Genomic DNA, 24,463 nt, shown 5'->3' on the forward strand with positions numbered 1-24,463 from the left:
TTTTCACAACAAAAAGTACTATTTTTGTTACAAACAGATATAAACTAACTATGAAAAAAACATTTCTATTAATGGCAATTACAACTGCAGGAATTTCGTTTGCACAAAATAAAATTCAATATCCGCAAACTAAAAAGGGAGAAACTGTCGATGTCTATTTTGACACAAAAGTAAGCGATCCGTATCGCTGGCTCGAAGATGATAAATCTGCAGAAACCGGCGCTTGGGTAAAAGCAGAAAACGAAGTAACTTATGGTTACCTTGATAAAATTCCGTTTCGCGATGCGCTCAAAAAACGTATGGAGCAACTGTGGAATTACGAAAAAATAGGCGCTCCTTTTAAAGAAGGAAAGTTTACGTATTATTTTAAAAATAACGGACTTCAAAATCAGTCTGTTGTTTACAGAAAAGACCAAAACGGAAAAGAAGAGGTTTTCTTAGATCCAAACACATTCTCAAAAGATGGGACAACATCTCTTGGTGGACTTGATTTCTCTAAAGACGGAAGCAAAGCCGCTTACTCGATTTCTGAAGGTGGAAGCGACTGGAGAAAAGTCATCATCATTGATGCTCTTTCTAAAAAAGTTCTAGAAGATACTTTGGTGGATGTAAAATTTAGTGGCATTTCATGGCTTGGAAATGAAGGTTTTTATTATTCAAGTTACGACAAACCTAAAGGAAGCGAATTATCTGCCAAAACAGATCAGCATAAATTGTACTTCCATAAACTGGGAACTTCTCAAAAAGACGATAAAGTAATTTTTGGTGCCGACCAAAAAAGAAGATATGTGGGGGGTTATGTTACGGAAGACAACAAATATTTGGTAATTTCTGCCGCCAATTCTACTTACGGAAATGAATTGTATATCAAAGATTTGACAAAAGCAAACAGCGCAATTGTAACTATTGTTGACAACTTTAATTCGGACAGCAATATTATTGAAAACGAAGGAAGCAAGTTGTTTATAGAAACCGATTTTAATGCTCCAAACAAACGTGTGGTGACTGTTGATGCTGCAAATCCGAAACCTGAAAACTGGAAAGATTTTATTAAAGAAACCAAAGATATTTTGTCTCCGTCGACTGGGGGAGGATATTTCTTTGCTAATTATACAAAAGACGCTGTATCATTTGTACAGCAGTATGATTATAGCGGAAAATTAGTTCGCGAAATCAAACTTCCTGCTGTGGGATCTGCTGGTGGATTTGGTGGCAAAAAAGGGGAAAAGATTTTATACTACAGCTTTACCAACTATACAACTCCAGGAAGTATTTATTCTTTCGAACCAAAATCAGGTAAATCTGAAATTTATCAGAAACCAAAAGTAGATTTCAAAAGCGAAGATTACGAATCGAAACAAGTATTTTATACGTCAAAAGACGGAACAAAAATTCCGATGATCATTACTTATAAAAAAGGAACTAAATTAGACGGTAAAAACCCAACGATTCTTTACGGTTATGGCGGATTCAATATCAGCTTAACCCCAAGTTTCAGCATTGCCAATGCGGTTTGGATGGAAAATGGCGGTGTTTATGCAGTGGCTAACTTAAGAGGTGGTGGCGAATACGGAAAGAAATGGCATGATGCTGGAACAAAACTTCAAAAACAAAACGTATTTGATGATTTTATCGCTGCTGCGGAATACCTGATTGCTCAAAAATACACTTCATCAGACTATTTAGCTATTCGCGGAGGTTCTAACGGAGGATTATTAGTTGGTGCAACAATGACTCAACGTCCAGATTTAATGAAAGTCGCTTTACCAGCAGTGGGAGTTATGGACATGCTTCGTTACAATGCCTTTACAGCAGGTGCAGGATGGGCTTTCGATTATGGAACTGCTCAAGACAGCAAAGAAATGTTTGAATATTTAAAAGGATATTCTCCTGTACACAATGTAAAACAAGGAACTCATTATCCTGCTACTATGGTAACTACAGGAGATCATGATGACCGTGTGGTTCCTGCTCATAGTTTTAAATTTGCTTCTGAATTACAGGAAAAACAAGCTGGAGATAATCCTGTTTTAATCAGAATTGATGTTAAAGCAGGACACGGAGCAGGAAAATCTGTTGCGGCTACGATTCAAGAGAATGTAGACATCCAGGCTTTTACGCTTTACAATATGGGTTTTAAAGCTTTACCTCAAAAGTAAGACTTTAAGCTTAATTTTTTTAGCCACGAATTCTCTGAATATCGTGGCTTTTTTATTTCACGCAGATTTTGCAGATTTTTGCAGATCTAAACTGATTTAATTTAAAAATCTGCGCGCATCTGCTTAAATCTGCAAAATCTGCGTGAAATTAATTCGTACTAATTTGATATAGATTTTTTAAACATGTAGATTAAAATAAATTCGTGAATTCGTAGCTAACTTTTTTAAATAAAGCATTTACACTAAATTTGAGAAACTTAAAACTTAAACCATGAAAATTGTAAAATGGGGAATTATAGGCTGCGGTAATGTAACCGAAGTTAAAAGCGGACCCGCTTTTCAGAAAGCGCCAAACTCTGCTTTAGTCGCAGTTATGCGAAGAGATGCCGCCCTTGCTGAAGATTATGCCAAACGCCATAACGTTCCGAAATGGTATTCGAATGCCGAAGATTTAATAAACGATCCTGAAGTTGATGCGGTTTATATTGCCACTCCTCCATCTTCTCATAAAGAATATACTATTTTATGTGCCAAAGCAGGAAAACCTGTTTATGTTGAAAAGCCAATGGCTTTGACTTTTGAAGAATGCAACGAAATGATAAATGCTTGCAAAGAACATAACGTACCCTTATTTGTTGCTTATTACAGAAGAGCGCTGCCTCGTTTCTTGAAAATAAAAGAGATTATCGATGAAGGAAAACTAGGAACTATCAGACACGTAAACTGCGTTTTATACCATCCTTTTGAAGAGCGTTACGATAACGAAATCAATCTTCCTTGGACTGTTTTACCCCATATTTCAGGTGGAGGAATCTTTGTTGATTTGGCTTGTCATACGCTAGATTTTCTTGATTATGTTCTAGGTCCGATAAAATCGGTTCGAGGACATGCAACATCGCAGTTGAAAGCGTATCCTGCCGAAGACGCTGTTTCAATGTCTTTCTTATTTGAAAATGGAATACACGGCTCTGGGATTTGGAATTTCGCAAGTTTTGAACGTTATGACAATACTGAAATTGTGGGTGATAAAGGAAAAATTTCTTTCTCTACTTTTGGAAATGATCCGTTACACGTTCAATATGCAAACGGAGATAAAGAAACCATTACAATAGAAAATCCGTTACACATTCAACAGCCGTTTATTGAAACTGTTATTGCTGAATTATTAGGAAAAGAAAATGGATCTCCATCAAAAGGAATTTCTGGAGCAAGAACTACTTGGGTGATTGATCAAGTTTTGAAGGAGTTTAGAGAGGCTTCTAAATAGTATTTTCACAGTTTTGTCATTTCGCCAAAGGGAGACTCGAGCGATAGCGAACAGACGAAGTAAATCACACTCGAGAATCTACAAAGAGAATCGCCAATCGTCGGAGAGTTTCTAATGTGATTTCTCCTTTCGTCGAAATGACAAAATACAAAAAGAGGATATTATTTCGAATATCCTCTTTGATTTTAAACTATAATAACGGAATAAAATTATAGGCTGTATTTTAACCCAACTGTTAAGCCTATCCCTGAAATTCCAACAAAAGAGCTAATATCATCCGTAGCTCTTGTATCATCAAAACCAGCTGCATTAGTAACTCTACTGTTAGAACTTGTACTCAATTGACTTACATAATTAGTGTGGATAGCAGAATAAGAAGCATCTTGTCTAAAAGTAGATGGTGTATGTAATTTATCTACTCCATTTTCAGTAAACACTGTAGTTTCTTTAGTTTTTCCGTGAACTGTAAAGTTTCTGTATTCTACTTCAGCAAATACAGCAATCTTTTTTCCTAGTTTATAAGAAGTTCCGATTGCAGCCATAAAACCAATAGTTGGATTTGGTTTTACAACATCTTCAGAATATGTCTTTGCCACAACTCCTTGTGCTGTGTAATATTCACGGTTGGTTTCGATAGTTAGATCTCCGTGAATAGGAACAATAATTCCTACCTTAGTATAAGGTTCAAAACCTTTAGTTTCTCCCAAAAACAATACTAAAGATGGCGATAAATCCCATGCTCTAATTTTACCTACAGCATCACCAGTTACAAAAATATTTGCTGGAGAAGTTGCTACTAAACGATTTGTAGTCTCAACCATCAATTTATCTGCACTAGAATAATAGTTAATCCCCATCTCAACTCCTAATCGAGTTGAAAAACGGTAACCAGCAGTCAATCCAGAACGGAAACCTTCTCCAAAAGATCCGTGATTTGTCTTTCTAGAAATTAAGGTAGTTCCATTAGGACCATAAACATCTGTATTAGGCAATTGGCCATTTACAATTGGAAATTCTGTCGCTGCTGTTTGAATGAAATATGATCCACCCAATTTAAAGTACCAGCTTTCTGGTTTATCTGTATTTTCAGTTGTTTGCGCCACACTCATCATTGAGCAAACAAGTAATCCTAATAAAAATATGTTCTTTTTCATAATTCTGATTTAATTAATTAGTACAAACTTAGAATATTAAATACATTCTTACAATTTGTAAAGTTAGACATGTAACGAAATCGTTATAATTTTAAATAATATTACTAAAAATTTATTATGCATGCATATTTTTAACTAAAAAAAATAATATCTATTTAAATTTTAACTGTTAATTTTTTAGTTCAATTTAAAATTAATCTGCATTTTTTCCAATTCTCGAAGTAATTCGGCAGAAATCTTGACTTTTAGACGTCTGCTTGGCATTGTCAATTTGGTCACGACCTTGATTTCCTCAATCTCATTTACCTCTTGTACCTTATTGGTCTGCAAAGCTACATCTTCATTATCATTGTCATCTTCAAAAACAGTTTCATCTGCCTCAAAATCTGTTGGCGTTTGGACTTCAACCAAACGTTTGACCTTTTCTAATTCCATTATTTCAAAAGAAACCGAGTTGTCTCCTTTGTAATCATTAAAGAGATGACTTAATTTATGAATAAACTCCGCCTGTAGGTCTTTAATATTCAGAAGCAAAATCAGTTTTTTGGCAAAAGTTTCCAAAATATCTTGCAGCTGTTTTATCTCCACAAATTGCATCCTCGGCTCTGTTTTTTTACCTGTATCGTGATTTACCCAGCCGTCTTTGATTAATATTTTCAGAAAGGCAAAATTGTTCTGGATTAAGAAATGGCGGAACTTTAAATATTCTTCACCAAAAATCTTAAACTCATAACTTTCATCGTAGCCTTCTAAATTGAAAGCCGCCCAGCCTTTTCCGTTTTTAGCCACACGATGCTGCACGTTATTAATAATACCTGCGAATGTTAAATTCTTACCTACATACTCGTTCATGCTTTTCAGCGCTTCTAATCGGGCATTGCAGAAGTATTTCATTTCAAACTTAAAATCATCCAAAGGATGTCCGGAAATATAAATTCCGACAACCTCTTTTTCTTTGGCCAGTTTTTCCATTGTGCTCCAGTCTTCACATGGCGGTACTACTGGTTCGGCAATCTGTACTTCGCTGGTTTCTCCAAACAAACTTACTTGTGATGAATTTTCATTTTCCTGAAACTTGGATCCGTAACGCATCGCTTTTTCGTAGAATGTGATTCCGTCTCCATCGTCATGGAAATATTGCGCTCTGGTTGTTCCTTCAAATGAATCAAAACCTCCGGCAAGTGCTAAATTCTCAATCGCTTTTTTGTTGGCTGCACGCAAATCTATTCGTTTCGCCAAATCAAAAATCGATTTATATCTTCCGTCTTTTCTGTTTTCAACAATGGTTTCAACGGCTCCTGCTCCTACTCCTTTAATCGCTCCCATTCCGAAACGAACAGCATAGTCATCATTTACCGTAAATTTATAGTACGATTCATTTACACAAGGTCCCAAAACCTGTAATCCCATACGTTTGCACTCTTCCATAAAGAAAGAAACTTGTTTGATATCGTTCATGTTATTGGAAAGTACCGCTGCCATATATTCGGCAGGATAATGTGCTTTCAAATAAGCCGTTTGGTACGCAATCCAAGCATAACAAGTCGAGTGCGATTTGTTGAAGGCGTAACTCGCAAAGGCTTCCCAGTCTTTCCAGATTTTCTCCAGAATCTTGGCATCGTGACCTTTTGCTGCGGCTTGCTCCACGAACTTCGGCTTCATTTTATCCAGTACGTCTTTTTGTTTTTTACCCATCGCTTTACGCAAGACGTCGGCCTCACCCTTTGTAAATCCTGCCAAAGACTGAGACAAAAGCATTACCTGCTCTTGGTAGACCGTAATTCCGTAGGTTTCTGATAAATATTCTGCACAGGCATCTAAATCGTATTTGATTTCTTCATCACCATTTTTTCTTCGAACGAAAGATGGAATATACTCCAAAGGCCCTGGACGATACAAGGCATTCATCGCAATTAAATCTCCAAAAACCGTTGGCTTCAGATCTTTCATGTATTTCTGCATTCCGGGTGACTCGTATTGGAAGATTCCAACGGTTTCACCTCTTTGGAAAAGCGCATACGTTTCTTCATCATCGATTGGAAAAGTATCTGGATTCAGCTCAATTCCCGTTCTATATTTTACCAGTTTTACAGTATCTTTTATCAGCGTAAGGGTCTTCAGACCCAAAAAGTCCATTTTCAGCAATCCGGCACTTTCTGCAACCGAGTTATCGAACTGTGTTACATATAAATCCGAATCTTTTGCAGTTGTTACGGGAACGTAATTCGTAATATCCGACGGCGTAATGATTACCCCGCAGGCGTGAATACCTGTATTACGCAGCGAACCTTCAAGAATTTTTGCCTGCTGAATGGTTTCTCCAGCCAAATCATCTTCATTGGCAATCGCAATTAATTCTTTTACGTTATCAAATTCATCCGAACGAAGCGCTTTTTTAACCTCTTCTTCACTTTCCGAAATAAAACGCGCCAAATTCCATTTGGAAGGCATCATTCCCGGAATCAGTTTTGCAATTCTATCGGCTTCAAACAATGGCAAATCCAGCACACGAGCCGTATCACGAATTGCCGATTTGGTTGCCATCTTACCATACGTGATAATCTGTGCCACCTGTTTTTGACCGTATTTGTTGATTACGTATTCCATTACACGTCCACGACCCTCGTCATCAAAGTCGATATCAATATCGGGCATCGATACACGGTCGGGATTTAGGAAACGCTCAAAAAGTAAGTCGTATTTAATCGGGTCAATATTGGTAATTCCGAGACAGTATGCAACGGCCGAACCCGCTGCAGAACCACGCCCAGGCCCTACCGAAACATCCATTTTTCTAGCTTCGGCAATGAAATCCTGTACAATCAAGAAATACCCAGGATAACCAGAGTTTGAAATTGTCATCAATTCAAAATCCAAACGTTCCTGAATCGATTCTGTGATTTCTCCGTATCTTCTTTTGGCACCTTCCATGGTAAGATGACGCAAATAAGCGTTTTCACCACGGACACCATTGTCTTTTTCATCTTCAGGGTCAACAAATTCCTGTGGAATTTCAAATTTAGGAAGCAATACATCTCGATAAAGCGAATATCCCTCTACCTTATCTACAATTTCCTGAATATTGATTATGGCTTCCGGCAAATCGGCAAAGAGTTTTTTCATCTCGTCTTGCGACTTGAAATAATATTCCTGATTTGGAAGTCCGTAGCGATAACCACGTCCACGTCCGATAGGCGTTGCCTGTTTTTCACCATCTTTTACACACAATAAAATGTCGTGTGCATTGGCATCTTCTTTATTTAAATAATACGTATTGTTAGTCGCAATGAGCTTTACATTGTGTTTTTTCGAAAATTCAATCAGGGTTTTGTTGACACGATTTTCATCTTCCTGATTGTGGCGCATTACTTCCAGATAGAAATCTTCGCCAAATTGTTCCTTCCACCAAATCAACGCTTCTTCGGCTTGGTTTTCACCGATATTCAGGATTTTACTCGGAATCTCTCCGTATAAATTCCCGGACAAAACCATGATATCGCCTTTATATTGCTCCACAATCGCGCGGTCAATTCTCGGAACATAATAAAAACCGTCAGTATAAGCAATTGAAGCCATTTTGGCCAAGTTGTGGTAGCCGGCTTTATTTTTAGCCATTAAAACAACTTGATAACCATTGTCTTTTTTGCTTTTATCTAAATGGTTGTCGCAGATATTAAATTCGCAACCAACTATTGGTTTAATTTCGGTTTCTGTCGGTTCTTCTCCCGCTTCAACCAAGGCTTTGTTTTTTGCAGAAGCACCTTTATTGTGGTTCATGACAGCGCTCACAAAGTGGAAAGCGCCCATCATATTTCCAGTATCGGTCATAGCAACAGCCGGCATTCCATTTTTAGCAGTAGCAGCCACAATATTCCCTATTCCTATAGTCGATTGAAGTACCGAAAACTGGGTGTGATTATGTAAATGCGCAAATTTTGCAGCTTTAAAATCGGCTTTATCTTCTTCTGAAACAACAGTCTGCTGCCCTTCCCCAGCAAGAGCTTTAAGCTGTTCTCTAATTTTATCAGAAGCCGCTTTTAAGTTGATGTGTTTTAAACCAATTAACTTAAATGGCTCTGGATTTCTTTCTTGAAATTCTTTGAAATACTCTTTTGGTACATCAAGTTCTTCTTTGGTGAAAACTTCTCTTCTCACCAATTCAAGGAAACAACGTGTAGTTGCCTCAACGTCGGCAGTTGCGTTGTGCGCTTCCGCGAAAGGAACATTGAATAAATATTCGTGAAGCTCCGTCAAAGTCGGAAGTTTGAATTTTCCTCCACGACCTCCCGGAAGCTGTAATAATGAAGCCGTAACTTCGGTACAAGTGTCCAAAACGGGAATGGAAGCCATAGTAGAATCTACTCCCATTCTATGGAATTCAGCTCCCATAATATTCACATCGAAACCTAAATTCTGTCCAACAATGAATTTGGTTTTGCTTAAAGCAATATTGAATTTCTCTAAAACTTCGGCCAAAGTGATTCCGTCGGCTTCAGCCAATTCAGTCGAGATTCCGTGGATACGTTCAGCATCATACGGAATATTAAAGCCTTCCGGTTTTACCAAATAATCCTGATGTTCAACAAGATTTCCCATTTCGTCATGCAATTGCCATGCAATCTGTATACAGCGAGGCCAGTTGTCAGAATCGGTAATTGGGGCGTCCCAGCGTTTTGGTAATCCGGTTGTTTCGGTATCGAATATTAAATACATAGAGTTGTAAAAATCAAATTTTAAAGCTCCAAATTCCAAATCTTACACATTGCAAAACATTGACAACATGAAACATAATAAAATGCGAAATGAAAAATGGAAGGAATTCAAATTTACGCTTTTTTTGGAGAAATTAAAAGTCTGAAATTGTTAAACTAAGACAACTTCTTTTGACAAAATTTATTAGATTTGAATATTTTAACAATCTAATTTTGACAATAATTTATTTCTAAACTTGATACAGAGGATTTAATTAAATTCTAAACATAAAAATTTTAATCAAAATTCTATGAAAAAACACTTTACTCTCTTTCTGATTATTCTTCTAATTAGTTGTTCAAAAAAGAATACTATTGAAAAATCTTTAGAAACAAAATCTGATGAATATTGGTGTTATTATACTAATTGCGACTCTTATTTTACTTATTTCAAGTTTAAAGACGACCACTTGTCTTATCGGTATAGCAAAAATGGAAATGGAAAATTTACTGATAAGCCGGAAGACCCATTTATGCCGGAAGTTCCTGAAAAATGGTCTGTATCTGAAGACAGTATTTTGACATGGAGAAATTTCTCCTATGACATTGTAAGTTTTAACGAAAAAGCAATCATACTAGCTTATCCCACAAAGAAAAAACCTTATCTAAATTATATTTTTTTAATCAAAGAAAAAGAAAGTGATCATAAAAAATATCCGAATGATTATAATGAGAAAAGACTATACAATCCCGAAAAATATAAACCAAACAAATAAAATTTAAGATGATTCATTCTTCAATAAACTAAATTTCAATGACAAATAAATCTGCAAAGAACCTTAGGATACAATATGTTATTTCATATTTTTTAATCTATTTTATTTCAACTAGTTGCAATCAAAGTGTCGAGTCTAAAATCAACCATTCTATTCAAAGTCTTATTACAAAATATCCGCAATTAACGGCTGATAAAAAACCATCTGAAAGTGAATTCAAGTTTGTAAAAAGTGTTCGAGAAGGCGAGTTTAATATCGAAATTCAACTCTATTCACAGCCTGAAGGATATAAAAACAGAAATCATATTTTAGTTTTCATTAATGGTAAAAAACAAGTCTATGCTATTCCCCTTTTCAATAGCAAATACAGAGATTATTGGGAATTTCCATTTGATAAACTATTGCCAGATGTTCCCAAAACAAATACAACTTTTACAAATCAACTTAATTTAGGCATAGATGAACTAATTAACAATAGCGACAGAAGAAAATCAAATAAGAGGTTTACATTAATCAACGTGATGCTTACTTCAGTATTAAATTGCAAAAGAATTGAAGAAAGAGACAGTACCATCGTACTCAATACTTTAAGAGGAAGTTATGACATTCCTGATGAAAATATCGATTCAGCTAAAATCAGATTACGTAAAAATTATGAGTTAATGAAACGAGAATGGCATCCAGAAGAATATGCATCTAACTACAATTGTTACTTCGACGAAACCAATGCTCGAATTTATCAAATACAAAATCTTGGAAATAAATTTAAAATCAAAACATATAGAATGGATTACGGATTTCATTTTATAAATCTTTAAAAAACAATTAAATTTAAAAAAAAGACACCCTTATTTATTCATCAGTTTTTCTCTTAAAATTCATAAAATTTCACAAAAATACACCTCTTGGACGTCGTAGTATTTCGACCTTTTATTGAATCTAAATAACGTTCGAAAAACTACATTAACACCATCAAAAAATCATAAAAGTGTTCTTTTTACAAGTAAATCAAAACTAACAATTATTACTATTTTTATTAGTTTTGTTAAATTTTTTCAATCAAATTCTTATATTTTATACTGATTTTGAGATAAATTTGCAAACTATTAAAACAAAAAACAAACAAGGAAAATTAAAGCCGAAAAAGGAAAAGCAAATCCGTTTCTTCATCATTTTTCTGTCAAATTTTAGTTTACAAAAGTGGTTTCACAATTTGTAAATTAGTTTGGGTATCGTATAAAATGAAATATCGAAATTGACGCTTTTTTATCTTTTTTTACTTTTGTTTTGCTATTATAATGAACAGGAAATTGCTGTGGTTATAGAAATTACAATTAAAAAAAATAAAAAATGAGTAAGACATTATTTGACAAAGTATGGGATTCACATGTAGTGCGTAAAATTGAAGATGGGCCAGATGTGTTTTTTATTGACCGCCATTTCATTCATGAAGTTACGAGTCCTGTTGCTTTTTTAGGATTAAAATCAAGAGGCGTTAACGTATTATATCCGGAACGTACTTTTGCAACTGCCGACCACAATACACCAACCATAAACCAACATTTACCAGTACAAGACCCGCTTTCTGCAAACCAGCTTAAAGCTCTTGAAGACAATGCCGCTGAATACGGAATTTCGCACTGGGGATTAGGTCACCAAAAAAATGGAATTGTACACGTAGTTGGTCCTGAAAACGGAATTACTTTGCCAGGTGCTACTATTGTATGTGGAGATTCGCATACGTCTACTCACGGTGCTTTTGGAGCGATTGCTTTTGGTATCGGAACATCTGAGGTTGAAATGGTGCTTTCTACTCAATGTATTATGCAGCCTAAACCAAAGAAAATGCGTATCAACGTAAATGGTAAATTGAGTAAAGGTGTTGGTCCAAAAGACGTTGCACTTTATATTATTGCTCAGTTAACTACTTCTGGAGGAACTGGTTATTTTGTTGAATATGCTGGTGATGTTTTCGAAAACATGACTATGGAAGGCCGTATGACAGTTTGTAACTTAAGTATCGAAATGGGTGCTCGTGGAGGAATGATTGCCCCTGACCAAACTACTTTCGATTTCTTAGAAGGAAGACTTTACGCTCCTAAAGGAGAAGCTTGGACTAAAGCTGTTGAATACTGGAAAACACTAAAAACTGATGCTGACGCTGTGTTTGATGCTGAGTTAAACATCAAAGCGGAAGATATCGAACCAATGATTACTTATGGTACAAACCCTGGAATGGGAATTGGTATCACAAAACATATCCCAAGCGCAAAAGAAGTTGAAGGCGGTGAGGAAACTTACAAAAAATCTTTAGCTTATATGGGCTTCAATGAAGATGACGTAATGATCGGAAAACAAATCGATTATGTTTTCTTAGGAAGTTGTACAAACGGACGTATTGAAGATTTTAGAGCTTTTGCTGAAATTGTAAAAGGAAGAAAAAAAGCGGATAATGTTACGGCTTGGTTAGTTCCGGGTTCTCACGTTGTTGAAGCGCAGATTAAAGAGGAAGGTATTTTAGATATCTTGACTGAAGCTGGTTTCGTATTACGTCAGCCGGGTTGTTCTGCTTGTTTAGCCATGAACGATGATAAAGTTCCTGCTGGAAAATATGCAGTAAGTACTTCAAACAGAAACTTTGAAGGTCGTCAAGGCCCTGGTTCAAGAACGCTTTTAGCTTCTCCAATTATGGCGGCGGCAGCTGCTGTTACAGGAAAACTGACAGATCCGAGAGAGCTGTTCTAGTCAATGACAATTGCAATAACAATTTCAAAAATTCAATAAAATTGCTTTTAGATTTAATAGAGATTCTCACTTCAAGAAAATCTAAAATCTAAAATCCAAAAATCTAAAATTAAAATGGCATACGATAAATTTAATATACTTACAAGCAGTGCGGTGCCACTGCCAATTGAGAACGTAGATACAGACCAAATCATTCCAGCTCGTTTCTTGAAAGCTACAAAACGTGAAGGTTTTGGAGACAACCTTTTTAGAGACTGGAGATACAACGGAGATGATACTCCAAAAGCAGATTTCGTTTTAAACAATCCTACTTACAGCGGAAAAATTCTTGTTGGAGGGAAAAACTTCGGTTCTGGGTCTTCTAGAGAGCACGCTGCCTGGGCCGTTTACGATTACGGATTCCGTGCTGTAGTTTCTAGTTTCTTTGCAGATATCTTCAAAGGAAACTGTTTGAATATTGGTGTATTGCCAGTACAAATCAGCCCAGAATTTTTAGCTAATATTTTCAAAGCTATCGAAGCTGACCCAAAAACAGAATTAGAAATCAATCTTCCAAACCAAACCATCACTTTATTGTCAACTGGTAAGCAAGAGTCTTTCGCTATTAACGGTTACAAAAAAAACAACCTAATTAATGGTTTTGACGATATTGATTATTTACAAAACATGAAGGAAGATATTAAAGCTTTTGCTGATAAACTTCCTTACTAATAGAAATATCATTCAGTCTATTAGACCCGAAAGGCTTTAAAACCTTTCGGGTCTTTCTAAATTAATAATACAAACCCGCTATCATTTCGAATTAAAAGAAATATAGAATATCAATATGGAAAAAAGAAAAATTGAAATAATGGATACGACGCTTCGTGATGGTGAACAAACCTCAGGAGTATCATTTTCTGCTGCAGAAAAACTGACCATTGCGCAATTATTGCTGGAGGAATTAAATATTGATAGAATCGAAATTGCTTCCGCACGTGTGAGTGAAGGAGAATTTCAAGCCGTAAAAGGCATTACTTCATGGGCTGAAGAAAAAGGATATAGTAACAGAATTGAAGTCCTGACGTTTGTTGACGGAGGCGTTTCAATCGACTGGATGAAAAAAGCCGGTGCCAAAGTGCAGAATTTATTGACCAAAGGCTCAATGAATCACTTAACACATCAATTAAAAAAAACTCCGGAACAGCACTTTTCCGAAATTGCTCAAATCATTGCTTTGGCTAAAGAAAATAATATTGAAACCAATGTTTATCTAGAAGACTGGAGCAACGGAATGCGAAATTCTCCAGATTATGTTTTTCAATTTCTCGATTTCTTAGCAACGCAGCCAATTAAAAGAGTTTTACTTCCAGATACTTTAGGTGTTTTAATTCCATCTCTAACTTTTGAATTTATTTCAAAAATAAGAACAAAATATCCAAACATTCATTTTGATTTCCACGCTCATAACGATTACGATTTAAGCGTTGCCAATGTTATGGAAGCCATAAAAGCGGGAATCAACGGGCTTCACGTAACGGTTAACGGAATGGGAGAACGTGCTGGAAATGCACCGCTTGAAAGTACCGTAGCTGTTATAAATGATTATATGCCAGAAGTAAATATCGGCATTAAAGAAACTTCATTGTATTCTGTAAGCAAATTAGTAGAGACTTTTACTGGTTACAGAATTCCTGCCAACAAACCAATTGTCGGTGACAACGTTTTTACGCAAACAGCCGGAATCCATGCAGATGGAGACAATAAAAACAATCTTTATTTTAATGACCTTCTTCCAGAACGTTTTGGAAGAAAAAGAAAATATGCTCTAGGAAAAACTTCTGGAAAAGCCAATATCGAAAAAAATCTTCAGGAATTAGGTTTAAAATTAAACAACGAAGATTTGAAATTGGTTACTCAAAGAATTATCGAACTGGGCGACAAAAAAGAAACAGTAACTAAGGAAGACCTTCCCTACATTATTTCAGATGTTTTGGACAGTCATACTTACGAAGAAAAAATCACGATAAACTCGTATATGCTGGTACATTCTAAAGGAATGCGCCCTTCTACGACTTTATCTTTAAATTTAAACGGAGAAATAATCGAAGAAAATGCTCAAGGAGACGGTCAGTTTGATGCTTTTATGAATGCTTTATCGAAGATTTACAAAAGCAAAAAACTAACACTTCCAAAATTGATTGATTATGCGGTAAGAATCCCCCCAGGAAGTAGTTCTGATGCGTTGTGTGAAACCATTATTACATGGGTCAACAACGGAAAAGAATTCAAAACCCGCGGATTAGATTCAGACCAAACTGTAGCAGCGATTATTGCAACACAAAAAATGCTTAATATAATTACTTAAGGCGCTAAGAGACTAAGGTTATGAGGTTCTAAGATTTTTCTTTGACCTTAGAACCTTAGCAACTCAGAACCTTAGAACTTAAAAAACAAACTAAGCCACTAAGAGAAAAAACCTTAGAACCTTAGCAACTCAGAACCTTAGAAAAAAATAAACTAAGCAATAAGAATAAACTAAGCAATAAGAATAAAAACTTAGAACCTTAGAGCCTAAAAAACAAACTAAGCAATAAGAATAAAAAACTTAGAACCTTAGCTACTCAGAACCTTAGAACCTTTTAAAAAATATAGAATGAAATTAAACATAGCCCTTTTAGCCGGAGATGGAATCGGACCAGAAGTAATCAATGAAGCTGTAAAAGTATCTGATGCTGTTGCGAAAAAATTTGGACATGAAATTACTTGGAAACCAGCTTTAACCGGCGCTGCAGCAATTGATGCAGTAGGTGAACCTTATCCAGATGCAACACACGAAGTTTGTAAAAATGCTGATGCCGTTCTTTTTGGAGCGATTGGCCACCCAAAATACGATAACGACCCTTCTGCACCAGTACGTCCAGAGCAAGGTTTGTTAAAAATGCGTAAAGCTTTAGGTTTGTTTGCAAACGTAAGACCAACTTTTACATTCCCTTCATTGTTAGATAAGTCTCCATTAAAAAGAGAAAGAATCGAAGGAACTGATTTAGTTTTCTTAAGAGAATTAACTGGCGGAATTTACTTTGGTGAAAAAGGAAGAAAAGATAACGGAGATACAGCTTACGACAACTGCGTTTACACAAGAGCAGAAGTACAACGTTTAGCTAAAAAAGGTTTCGAACTAGCAATGACTCGTTCTAAAAAATTATGCTGCGTTGACAAAGCAAACGTTTTGGAAACTTCACGTTTGTGGAGAGAAACAGTTCAGGCAATGGAAAAAGATTATCCAGAAGTTGAAGTGAGCTATGAATTTGTTGACGCTGTTGCAATGCGTTTAGTTCAATGGCCAAACTCTTATGATGTATTGATTACGGAGAACTTATTTGGAGATATCTTGACAGACGAAGCTTCTGTGATTTCTGGCTCTATGGGATTAATGCCTTCTGCCTCTATGGGAGCTGAAGTATCTTTATTCGAACCAATTCACGGCTCTTACCCACAAGCAACGGGATTAAACATCGCTAACCCAATGGCTACTATTTTATCGGCTGCGATGATGTTCGAAAACTTCGGATTGATGGAAGAAGGAAAAGCGATGAGAGATGCTGTAAACAAAGCTTTAGAAGCTGGAGTAGTTACCGAAGATTTAGCTAATGGAGGCAAAGCTTACGGAACTAAAGAAGTAGGTGACTGGTTAGCTGCGAATGTATAATTAGTTAATTTTTGTTTCAAGTTTCAGGTTTCAGGTTGTTGGAACTTGAAACCTAAAACTTGAAACTTGAAACCAGTAACTATACACAGTTTTTAATTAAAAACTCATCAAATTGCAATAAATAATTGTTTAGACGAGAAATTCAGAAAAAAATTATATCTTTGCGCCCTTAATTAACAGAGGTCGAGTACCTCAAAATTTAATCACTAGATTATGTCAGTAAAAATTAGATTACAAAGACACGGTAAAAAAGGAAAACCTTTTTACTGGGTAGTAGCTGCAGATGCACGCTCAAAAAGAGATGGTAGATACTTAGAGAAAATCGGTACTTACAATCCAAATACAAACCCAGCAACTGTTGAGTTAGACCTTGACAGCGCAGTTAAATGGTTACACAATGGTGCTCAACCAACTGATACTGCAAGAGCTATCCTTTCTTACAAAGGTGCTTTATTGAAACACCACCTTGATGGAGGTATCCGCAAAGGAGCTTTAACTCAAGAGCAAGCAGATGCTAAATTAGCAGCTTGGTTAGAGGCTAAAGCAGGAAAAGTTGATGCTAAAAAAGATGGTTTATCTAAAGCACAAGCTGATGCGAAAGCAAAAGCTTTAAAAGCAGAAAAAGAAGTAAACGCTAAACGTATTGCTGATGCTGCTGCTGCACAAGCTGAAGCTGCTGCCGCTGCACAAGCTGCTGAGGCTACAGAAGAAGTTGCTGAGGCAACTGAAGAAGCTCCTGCTGCTGAAGAGAATAACGAAACAACTGAGGCATAATTTTACTTAGCGATAATGCGTAAAGAAGAATGTTTTTATTTAGGTAAAATCGCTAAAAAATTTAGTTTCAAAGGTGAAGTTCTGATCTATTTAGACACAGACGAACCTGAGTTATACGAAAATCTGGAATCAGTGTTTGTTGAACACAACAAACACTTGGTTCCTTTTTTTATTGAATCTAGTGCACTGCACAAAAACGACTTTCTTAGAGTCCGTTTTGAAGACGTAAATACCGAAGAAGATGCCGACGCTCTTGTTGGAAATGGCATTTACCTACCTTTATCGATGTTGCCGAAACTTACTGGCAACAAATTCTACTACCACGAAGTTATTGGTTTTGAAATCGAAGACAAACGTTTGGGGGTTTTCGGAAAAATAACTTCTATTAATGATTCTTCTGCTCAACCGCTTTTTGAAGTTTTAAATGGCGAAGTTGAAATCTTAGTTCCAATGATTGATCAATTCCTTGTGAAAATTGATCGTGAGAATAAAAAAGTAATCATGGATCTTCCTGAAGGTCTTGTGGAGATGTATCTTTAAGTTAGTGTTCAGTCGCAGTTTTTAGTATTCAGTTTCTAACTGATTAAAAAATGTCAGTATACCAAACCATAAATCAAAATGTTTCAGTTTAAGCAATTCTTTGTAAAACAAGACAAAACCGCTATGAAAGTAGGCACAGATGGCGTTTTATTGGGTGCATGGGCACCTATTCATCATAATCCGTTTAGTGTTTTGGATATTGGCGCCGGAACTGGAATTATTGCTTTGATGTTGGCACAGAGAAGTTATGCCGAACAAATTGATGCACTAGAAATTGATGAAGATGCTTATGAACAAGCCGTAGAAAATTTCGAAGCTTCTCCGTGGGGAGATCGTTTATTTTGTTTTCATGCTGGTTTAGACGAATTTATTGATGAACCTGAAGATGAATATGATTTGATTGTAACCAATCCGCCTTTTTATGCTGAAGATTACAAAACAGATAATGAACAGCGTGATCTAGCAAGATTTCAAGATGCAATGCCTTTTGAAGAAATTATTGAAGCTGCCGATTTATTACTTTCAGAAAATGGAATTTTAGCGGTTATTATTCCTTTCAAAGAAGAAGAAAAATTTATTGCTCTAGCAAAAGAATTCGAGTTATATCCGTTAAAAATCACCCGAGTTAAAGGCAATCCAAAAACCGAAATTAAACGAAGTTTATTGGCTTTTAGCCGAAATGAAGTTTCTGAAATTGTAATTGATGAATTAACAATTGAAATTGACAGACACGTCTATACTCCGGAATACATTGAATTGACTAAAGACTTTTATTTAAAGATGTAAAAACACATCTTTGTCAAAGTTCAAAAAATTGACAAAGATGTTATTTCTGAATTCTGTTTCGCTCAATAAATTTAAGTTTCTTCGAAAGTGATTTAGAAACAATTGACTATTAGAAAACCATGATTTTGGGTTTAGGTTACTGCTTTTGAAAATGAATGGGTGTTATTTCTATTTTAGACCTGTTCGAAAATACTTTTAAACTGGTACAATATTCTTTCTATTAATCGTAGGTCTTCGGTAATTATCTCAGCTCTTCCTTTCATTTCTTGCTGAAAAACAATTTGTTTATGATACGAAGTCTGCAATCCGTTTGGGAGTTCTACATCGAGCAATAAATTGCCATCTTTGTCTGGAATGAGCGAAATATTCTTAATTTTTCCTTTCAGAACTCCGAATTCGCGATCCGGGAAATTGGCCAATCTTATATTTACGGTCTGCCCGACTTTTATTTTTCCTGAGTTCAACGCAGGGGCTTTTACTTTCCCAATAAATCCGTTTTTTGCATCTGGAATGATTGAAAAAACATTGTCTCCTACATTTATAGTCTGATTTTCGTTCCAAACCTGCAAAAAAGTAACCACTCCACTAATAGAAGACTTTAAGGCATAAGCCATTTCCCAATCTTTTATAACTTTTTTCAGCTGATAAAAAGACTGTGCCATGTTACGTCCGAGATTAACCTCCTCTTTGGTGCCGCTTATCTCCGAATTACGGCTTAATTTTGTATTATCGATAAGAGAGGACTTTAATTGAGAGATTGAGGTTAAAAGATTCTTATAACTCTTTTGTGCCTGCAGGAAACCTAGCTTTTTAGCTTCCATTTCTTGAGCAGAAATTATTCCTTTGTTAAAGAGAGTTTCAAAACGCGCAATTTCATTCTTCTGAAGCTGCAATTCACTTTCATTAATCAATTTTTGTTGTTGCAGAATATCCAGCCTTTCCTTCAATTGGATTTTTTCTGAGCTCTGCGCTCTGCTTTCGACTTCAAAAGGATGCAACTCGTTGTTGAGTTGTTGTGCCTGATAATCTTTTTGAAAAACTGCAAACGCACTTTCAATCTCCCCCAACTGTGCATTTTTGAGTTTTGAAAACGGAAACTCTTTTGACGGATTATTGATGTTGTAATTTTCGACAATACTTTTTAACAGAAAAACATCTTGGTAGTTTGCCGTGTTTTCAATTATGGCAAGCGCTGTGTTTTGAGAAACTTTAGTTTTATTTTTAATCAAAATAGCTTCGATTCGTCCCGATGATTTTGAGACGATTTTCTCTGGAGGAATATTGGTTGTAATGACAATTTCGGTGTTTACAACGTCGGGAAATTTAATAAACCAGGAAATAAAAAACAGCATGACGATAATTGCAAAAATCAAAACAGTACCCCATCTGATCATCCAGTGTGGTACTTTAGTCAGAATATCCTGTACTTCCTCGCTTCTTAATTCGAATGTTTCTTCTGTCATGATTTAATTTCCAAGTTGCAATTGATTTTTAACCAGCTCAAAATAACTTCCTTTCTGCTCTACGAGCGAGTTATGGCTTCCTATTTCGATAATTTTTCCTTTATCCAGAACCACAATCTGGTCGGCGTTCATAACTGTGCTTAAACGGTGTGCAATTACAATCACCGTTTTATTTTTAAAGAAAACATCCAGTTTTTTCATGATTTCCTTTTCATTGTTAGCATCTAAGGCAGAGGTTGCTTCATCAAAGAAAAGTATTTCTGGATTTTTATAAACCGCCCGCGCAATAAGCAATCGTTGTTTTTGCCCGGTGCTCATTCCTAATCCTTCAGAACCGATTTTGGTATTGTATCCCAAAGGCAGTCCGCTGATGTATTCTTTTATATTTGCGACATCTGCTGCATAAATCAGTCTCTTTTTATCGATTTTATCAGCTCCAAAAGCAATATTATTTGCAATCGTATCATTAAAAATAAAACCTTCCTGCATAACCGCCCCCACATGAGAACGCCAAGCTTTTTGCGAAATATTTTTTAACTGTGAGTTACCAACTGCAATTTCTCCTTTTTCAGGTTCGTAGAACTTCAAAAGCAGTTTCATTAAAGTTGTCTTTCCACTGCCGCTGGTTCCTACAATAGCAGTTACTTTTTTAGCAGGAATAAATAAATTAAGATGATCCAAAACAGGAATATCAGAACCTAAATAACGGTAAGTCATATTTTTTATTTCAATATCTGAATCAAAAGGAACATCATTGGTTTGATAAATTTCTTGTTCTGTTTCGTCTTCTTTTTCATGAATTTCAGACAATCTGGCCAGCGAAATCTTTGCGTCTTGAAGCTCCCTTACAAAATCAATCAACTGGCTTACCGGACCGTTTAAACTCCCAACTATAGAACTAATGGCCAACATCATTCCGAGTGTTATTGAACCGTCTATTACCAATTTTGCCGATAAAAATATGATAAAGATGTTCTTGAGTTCATTTATGACTGAAGAACCTATCGTTTGTGTCTGCTCTAAAACAAGACCTTTTATAGAAACTCTAAAAAGTCTAGCCTGAACATATTCCCATCCCCATCGTTTTTGCTTTTCGGCATTATGAAGCTTAATTTCCTGCATCCCGTTAATCAACTCCATCACCTTGCTTTGTTCCTGCGAAACCTCGGCAAAACGTTTGTAGTCGAGCACTTCTCTGCGTTTTAAGAACAAAATAATCCATCCGAAATAAAAGAAGCTTCCAATAAAAAATATCAAAAATATCTTAAGATTAAAATATGCCAATACGCCACCCAGAACAAACATATTTATTATAGAAAAGAAAACATTTAAAGACGAAGTGGTAAGTATTTTTTCGATTCTTCTGTGATCATTGATGCGCTGCATAATATCGCCCGTCATTCTAACATCAAAAAAAGAAATCGGAAGATTCATCAGTTTAATGAAGAAATCTGAAATAAGCGAAATATTGATGCGTGTTGAAAGATGCAGTAAAATCCAGCTTCTTATAAGTTCGAGACCTGTTTTTCCTGCAAAAAGAAAGAGTTGCGCAAAAAGAATTAAGTAGATAAAATACAGATTCTGATTTTGGATGCCGACATCGACAATACTCTGGGTTAGAAAAGGAGCAATCATCATGAGTAAGCTGCTCGCCAGTAGGCCAATGGCAAGCTGTATCAAAAACGATTTGTATCGAAGGACATATTGCGACAGTAATCTGAAACCAAGACCTTTATGCTCTTCCCTATCAAATTCTGTTTGAAAAAATTTTGGCGTGGCTTCCAGCAATAAGGCAATTCCCTCTTCAGTAGTATCTTCTGCATTGTTTCCAATCCAGAATTTTAGAAAATCTGCTTTATTATACTCAATCAGACCGAAGGCAGGATCTGAGATATAATAAACGTCTTTTTTTATTTTATAAAGTACAACATAATGATTTTTGTTCCAATGCAGCATACATGGCAGTGGGGCTTCTTTTAATCTTTCTAGGCTTAATTTTACGCCAAGAGTTCTAAAACCAATCTTTTCGGCGGCATCGCTTAAAAAAAGCAAATTGCTTCCTTCACGGGTAGTTTCGCTTGCATCTCTTAAATCCTGAATATGAATCGTCTTCCCGTAATGTTTGGCTATAATTTTCAAACAGGTTGGTCCACAGTCTTTATGATCTGCCTGTTTGTAATGGGTGAATTTTTTCAATTGTTAGTACTATTTGTCAAAATAAAATTACAATGCTAAATGTAGCTGTTTATTTCATAAAAAAATAGAGAGAAAAATAAATTTTTCTCTCTACTAAAAAAGGTTTTATATAGTAAAATTATTAGTAATATCAATTTTCTCTAGGAGATGGCACTTGGTCAGTCCTAACCAAATAAAACTGACCGAGTGACCAATTATCCTGAGAATCCCGACACCAATCATCAATGTTGGGATAAATTGCTCAATGTTCCACGATCAAGCGCCTACGAATTAAAAAAAACATGACTAAATTTTAAAAAGGCTTTATTGTATATTACTTCTAAGTAATTTTCTAAACTAGCAGCACAAGCGATTTGTCTCGCAAATGCCCGAATAAGTATCTAATGGGCAGATACCGCCCGCAGGTATCAAAACACAGCCGGCTTCTATTGCATATACCCAGCACTCAGGAATGCCTCCCTGAATTTTTTTCTGCTCAGTTTTTGTTATTCTCTGAGCGCTTTCTAGATTCAAAATTTTCTTTAACATAGTACTTTAATTTCATCGACATCATTTCTTTCCCCAAAAGGAATTCTCATAGCGATTAGGCAATTTTTTCTAGAATTGTTTCTTTTTCTTCGACATAATCATTTAAAAAATACTTCAATTCGTTTAGTTCATATTCGTTCGGAAATAATTTTTCGTTTACGATTTTTACTGGCGTATAATTAAAATCATTTTTAGAACACCATTCGTATTGTTTATTGATTTCCTGGTTGATCATTATGCTGATATTGTCTACCTGCCATTTTTTCAACCACCTTTTCAGACTCATTTTTTTGATGTGCCAATCAGAAATCGCCTCAACAATTTTTCCTGGCGTTGCTCTGTTTATTGCCAAAAGCCTTTCTACTACAGCCTTGTATGGATTTTCGGCATTTTCAGGATTAATATTAAATAAAACATTTAAAAATATTTTATCAGGGAATTTTAGCACCAAATCAAATGCTTCTTGAAATGTTTTATGGCAATGCCCGCAACTCGGACTAATAATAACCGTTAGCTTTACGACAGCATTTCTATTTCCGAAATTCAAACCTCTCAATTCTTCAAGTCCTTTTAAATGCTGTACTTTTTTAGATAAAAAGTTTAACAGCGAGTAATTTCTTTTAAATTTCTTAAGATCTTTTAATGAACTTTCGTTTTGAAGCATATTTTTAATCATGTTTTTCACAGCGGCCCAAATCGGAATCAGCATCAGCAAAGAAAACAGAAATGGGAAAATAACTGTAAAACCAAAATCAAGTGTAAATAGGTTTGATGAAAACCAAATGATGCTTTGGCTTAAAATCAAAAACGACACGGCAAGACACATAATGCACCATTTCTGGATTTCGAATTTCTGAATCCATACAGACAAAACTATAACCGGAATCGACAATAGACTCAAGAAACCAACAAATACTGCAGAATTGAGGGGCTGTATCAAAATTGCAATTAAACTTGAACCGAAGAAAAGCAACGGCAAATCTGAAAAACTAACCCAACTGTTTTCGACATCATCTTTAAAATTGATCACAGATTGGCAAGATGTATTAGAACCTCGTTCGCAAAACTTAGAAATCACAGTGTTTTTAACACCCCATTTTTCCTGAACTATAAAAATGCTGAGAATAAATCCTATTATGGATGTAATTAAGAACGTAGTGCTGAATAATTCATATTCATTATAGAAAAAAGACAAACCGCTTACCAGAAGAAGAGGCAGAAAATATTTCAACCAGCTATATTCTGCTTTTAGGTTTTCTCTTGCAATAACATTATTAGGTTCAATCGCCACAATCACTCCATTCCAATCTAAAAGGAAATTCTCATATGATGTTTTAAGATTGCTCTTTTTTGAAGTATGAATGCGGACAAAATTTTTAGCCTTTTCAACCAAGACCAATTCATCTTTAAAATAGGCCAAAAAATTTGACGGCAGATCGACTATCTGTTCTTTCGAAACTCTTACTGCAGCATTCTCGACAGAAAGCAAATCGAACGAATCTGTAATCGCAAATAAGCTCGGATAATTTGGATGAGAAAGAAACAAATCTTTAAACTCATCTTTTATATCTGAATACTTATTTATCTGAAGAAATTTTTGGACAAGTTTCAACATAACTTTTGACCGTTTTTAATTCATAATTACACTGCAAATATTGTTGATTTTATTGAGAAAAAATGTCCATAAGCATAC

The 24,463-nt window shown here is 35.6% G+C and carries 16 protein-coding genes; 11 read left to right on the forward strand and 5 right to left on the reverse strand.

What is annotated here, in order from left to right:
* Positions 1–71: 71 nt before the first annotated feature.
* Positions 72–2,159, forward strand: a complete 2,088-nt coding sequence (locus tag E0W73_RS07430; protein ID WP_449404038.1) for a prolyl oligopeptidase family serine peptidase — start codon at positions 72–74, stop codon at positions 2,157–2,159.
* Between the two features lie 271 nt (positions 2,160–2,430).
* Positions 2,431–3,426 (forward strand): Gfo/Idh/MocA family protein, encoded by a 996-nt coding sequence (locus E0W73_RS07435; RefSeq protein ID WP_135221458.1) that lies wholly within the window; start codon positions 2,431–2,433, stop codon positions 3,424–3,426.
* 209 nt (positions 3,427–3,635) lie between these two features.
* On the opposite strand, the gene E0W73_RS07440 is transcribed toward E0W73_RS07435, so the two are convergent.
* A complete protein-coding gene (locus tag E0W73_RS07440) occupies positions 3,636–4,580 on the reverse strand; it encodes an outer membrane beta-barrel protein (protein ID WP_135221459.1) in 945 nt (314 codons plus the stop codon).
* A gap of 177 nt (positions 4,581–4,757) precedes the next feature.
* Positions 4,758–9,293: a DNA polymerase III subunit alpha gene (gene dnaE / locus E0W73_RS07445; protein ID WP_135221460.1), complete on the reverse strand. Its 4,536-nt coding sequence runs from the start codon at positions 9,291–9,293 to the stop codon at positions 4,758–4,760.
* Between the two features lie 289 nt (positions 9,294–9,582).
* On the opposite strand from dnaE, the gene E0W73_RS07450 reads away from it, so the two are divergent.
* The 9 genes from E0W73_RS07450 (at position 9,583) to E0W73_RS07490 (ending at position 18,583) form a co-directional block, all read left to right on the forward strand.
* Entirely contained in the window at positions 9,583–10,047 is a 465-nt protein-coding gene (locus E0W73_RS07450; protein ID WP_135221461.1) for a hypothetical protein, read from the forward strand.
* Positions 10,048–10,085: 38 nt separating this feature from the next.
* Positions 10,086–10,865 (forward strand): hypothetical protein, encoded by a 780-nt coding sequence (locus E0W73_RS07455; protein WP_135221462.1) that lies wholly within the window; start codon positions 10,086–10,088, stop codon positions 10,863–10,865.
* 532 nt (positions 10,866–11,397) lie between these two features.
* Positions 11,398–12,792, forward strand: a complete 1,395-nt coding sequence (leuC, locus tag E0W73_RS07460; protein ID WP_135221463.1) for a 3-isopropylmalate dehydratase large subunit — start codon at positions 11,398–11,400, stop codon at positions 12,790–12,792.
* A gap of 114 nt (positions 12,793–12,906) precedes the next feature.
* Positions 12,907–13,503: a 3-isopropylmalate dehydratase small subunit gene (leuD, locus tag E0W73_RS07465; protein ID WP_135221464.1), complete on the forward strand. Its 597-nt coding sequence runs from the start codon at positions 12,907–12,909 to the stop codon at positions 13,501–13,503.
* Positions 13,504–13,618: 115 nt separating this feature from the next.
* Positions 13,619–15,139: an alpha-isopropylmalate synthase regulatory domain-containing protein gene (locus tag E0W73_RS07470; RefSeq protein WP_135221465.1), complete on the forward strand. Its 1,521-nt coding sequence runs from the start codon at positions 13,619–13,621 to the stop codon at positions 15,137–15,139.
* A gap of 288 nt (positions 15,140–15,427) precedes the next feature.
* Entirely contained in the window at positions 15,428–16,483 is a 1,056-nt protein-coding gene (gene leuB, locus E0W73_RS07475) for a 3-isopropylmalate dehydrogenase (RefSeq protein ID WP_135221466.1), read from the forward strand.
* A 213-nt stretch (positions 16,484–16,696) separates the two neighbouring features.
* Positions 16,697–17,257, forward strand: a complete 561-nt coding sequence (locus E0W73_RS07480; protein WP_135221467.1) for a 30S ribosomal protein S16 — start codon at positions 16,697–16,699, stop codon at positions 17,255–17,257.
* Positions 17,258–17,272: 15 nt separating this feature from the next.
* Entirely contained in the window at positions 17,273–17,797 is a 525-nt protein-coding gene (rimM, locus tag E0W73_RS07485) for a ribosome maturation factor RimM (protein WP_135221468.1), read from the forward strand.
* 78 nt (positions 17,798–17,875) lie between these two features.
* Entirely contained in the window at positions 17,876–18,583 is a 708-nt protein-coding gene (locus E0W73_RS07490) for a tRNA1(Val) (adenine(37)-N6)-methyltransferase (RefSeq protein WP_135221469.1), read from the forward strand.
* A gap of 173 nt (positions 18,584–18,756) precedes the next feature.
* Here the strand turns inward: E0W73_RS07490 and E0W73_RS07495 are convergent, their stop codons facing one another.
* The 3 genes from E0W73_RS07495 to E0W73_RS07505 form a co-directional block, all read right to left on the reverse strand.
* Positions 18,757–20,046, reverse strand: coding sequence for an HlyD family secretion protein (locus E0W73_RS07495; protein WP_135221470.1), 1,290 nt, complete (start codon positions 20,044–20,046; stop codon positions 18,757–18,759).
* A 3-nt stretch (positions 20,047–20,049) separates the two neighbouring features.
* Positions 20,050–22,242, reverse strand: a complete 2,193-nt coding sequence (locus E0W73_RS07500) for a peptidase domain-containing ABC transporter (RefSeq protein WP_135221471.1) — start codon at positions 22,240–22,242, stop codon at positions 20,050–20,052.
* A gap of 583 nt (positions 22,243–22,825) precedes the next feature.
* Positions 22,826–24,385: a vitamin K epoxide reductase family protein gene (locus E0W73_RS07505; RefSeq protein ID WP_135221472.1), complete on the reverse strand. Its 1,560-nt coding sequence runs from the start codon at positions 24,383–24,385 to the stop codon at positions 22,826–22,828.
* Positions 24,386–24,463 lie beyond the last annotated feature (78 nt).

Source organism: Flavobacterium foetidum, from assembly GCF_004634245.1.
Taxonomy (GTDB): Bacteria; Bacteroidota; Bacteroidia; order Flavobacteriales; family Flavobacteriaceae; genus Flavobacterium; species Flavobacterium foetidum.

Excerpts from the sequence above, each read along its gene's own strand:
- E0W73_RS07450 (WP_135221461.1), top strand. The coding sequence starts at position 9,583 with ATGAAAAAACACTTTACTCTCTTTCTGATTATTCTTCTAATTAGTTGT.
- E0W73_RS07505 (WP_135221472.1), bottom strand. The coding sequence starts at position 24,385 with ATGTTGAAACTTGTCCAAAAATTTCTTCAGATAAATAAGTATTCAGAT.
- leuB (WP_135221466.1), top strand. The coding sequence starts at position 15,428 with ATGAAATTAAACATAGCCCTTTTAGCCGGAGATGGAATCGGACCAGAA.
- dnaE (WP_135221460.1), bottom strand. The coding sequence starts at position 9,293 with ATGTATTTAATATTCGATACCGAAACAACCGGATTACCAAAACGCTGG.
- E0W73_RS07480 (WP_135221467.1), top strand. The coding sequence starts at position 16,697 with ATGTCAGTAAAAATTAGATTACAAAGACACGGTAAAAAAGGAAAACCT.
- E0W73_RS07430 (WP_449404038.1), top strand. The coding sequence starts at position 72 with ATGGCAATTACAACTGCAGGAATTTCGTTTGCACAAAATAAAATTCAA.
- E0W73_RS07440 (WP_135221459.1), bottom strand. The coding sequence starts at position 4,580 with ATGAAAAAGAACATATTTTTATTAGGATTACTTGTTTGCTCAATGATG.
- E0W73_RS07490 (WP_135221469.1), top strand. The coding sequence starts at position 17,876 with ATGTTTCAGTTTAAGCAATTCTTTGTAAAACAAGACAAAACCGCTATG.
- E0W73_RS07435 (WP_135221458.1), top strand. The coding sequence starts at position 2,431 with ATGAAAATTGTAAAATGGGGAATTATAGGCTGCGGTAATGTAACCGAA.
- leuC (WP_135221463.1), top strand. The coding sequence starts at position 11,398 with ATGAGTAAGACATTATTTGACAAAGTATGGGATTCACATGTAGTGCGT.
- E0W73_RS07455 (WP_135221462.1), top strand. The coding sequence starts at position 10,086 with ATGACAAATAAATCTGCAAAGAACCTTAGGATACAATATGTTATTTCA.
- leuD (WP_135221464.1), top strand. The coding sequence starts at position 12,907 with ATGGCATACGATAAATTTAATATACTTACAAGCAGTGCGGTGCCACTG.
- E0W73_RS07495 (WP_135221470.1), bottom strand. The coding sequence starts at position 20,046 with ATGACAGAAGAAACATTCGAATTAAGAAGCGAGGAAGTACAGGATATT.
- rimM (WP_135221468.1), top strand. The coding sequence starts at position 17,273 with ATGCGTAAAGAAGAATGTTTTTATTTAGGTAAAATCGCTAAAAAATTT.
- E0W73_RS07470 (WP_135221465.1), top strand. The coding sequence starts at position 13,619 with ATGGAAAAAAGAAAAATTGAAATAATGGATACGACGCTTCGTGATGGT.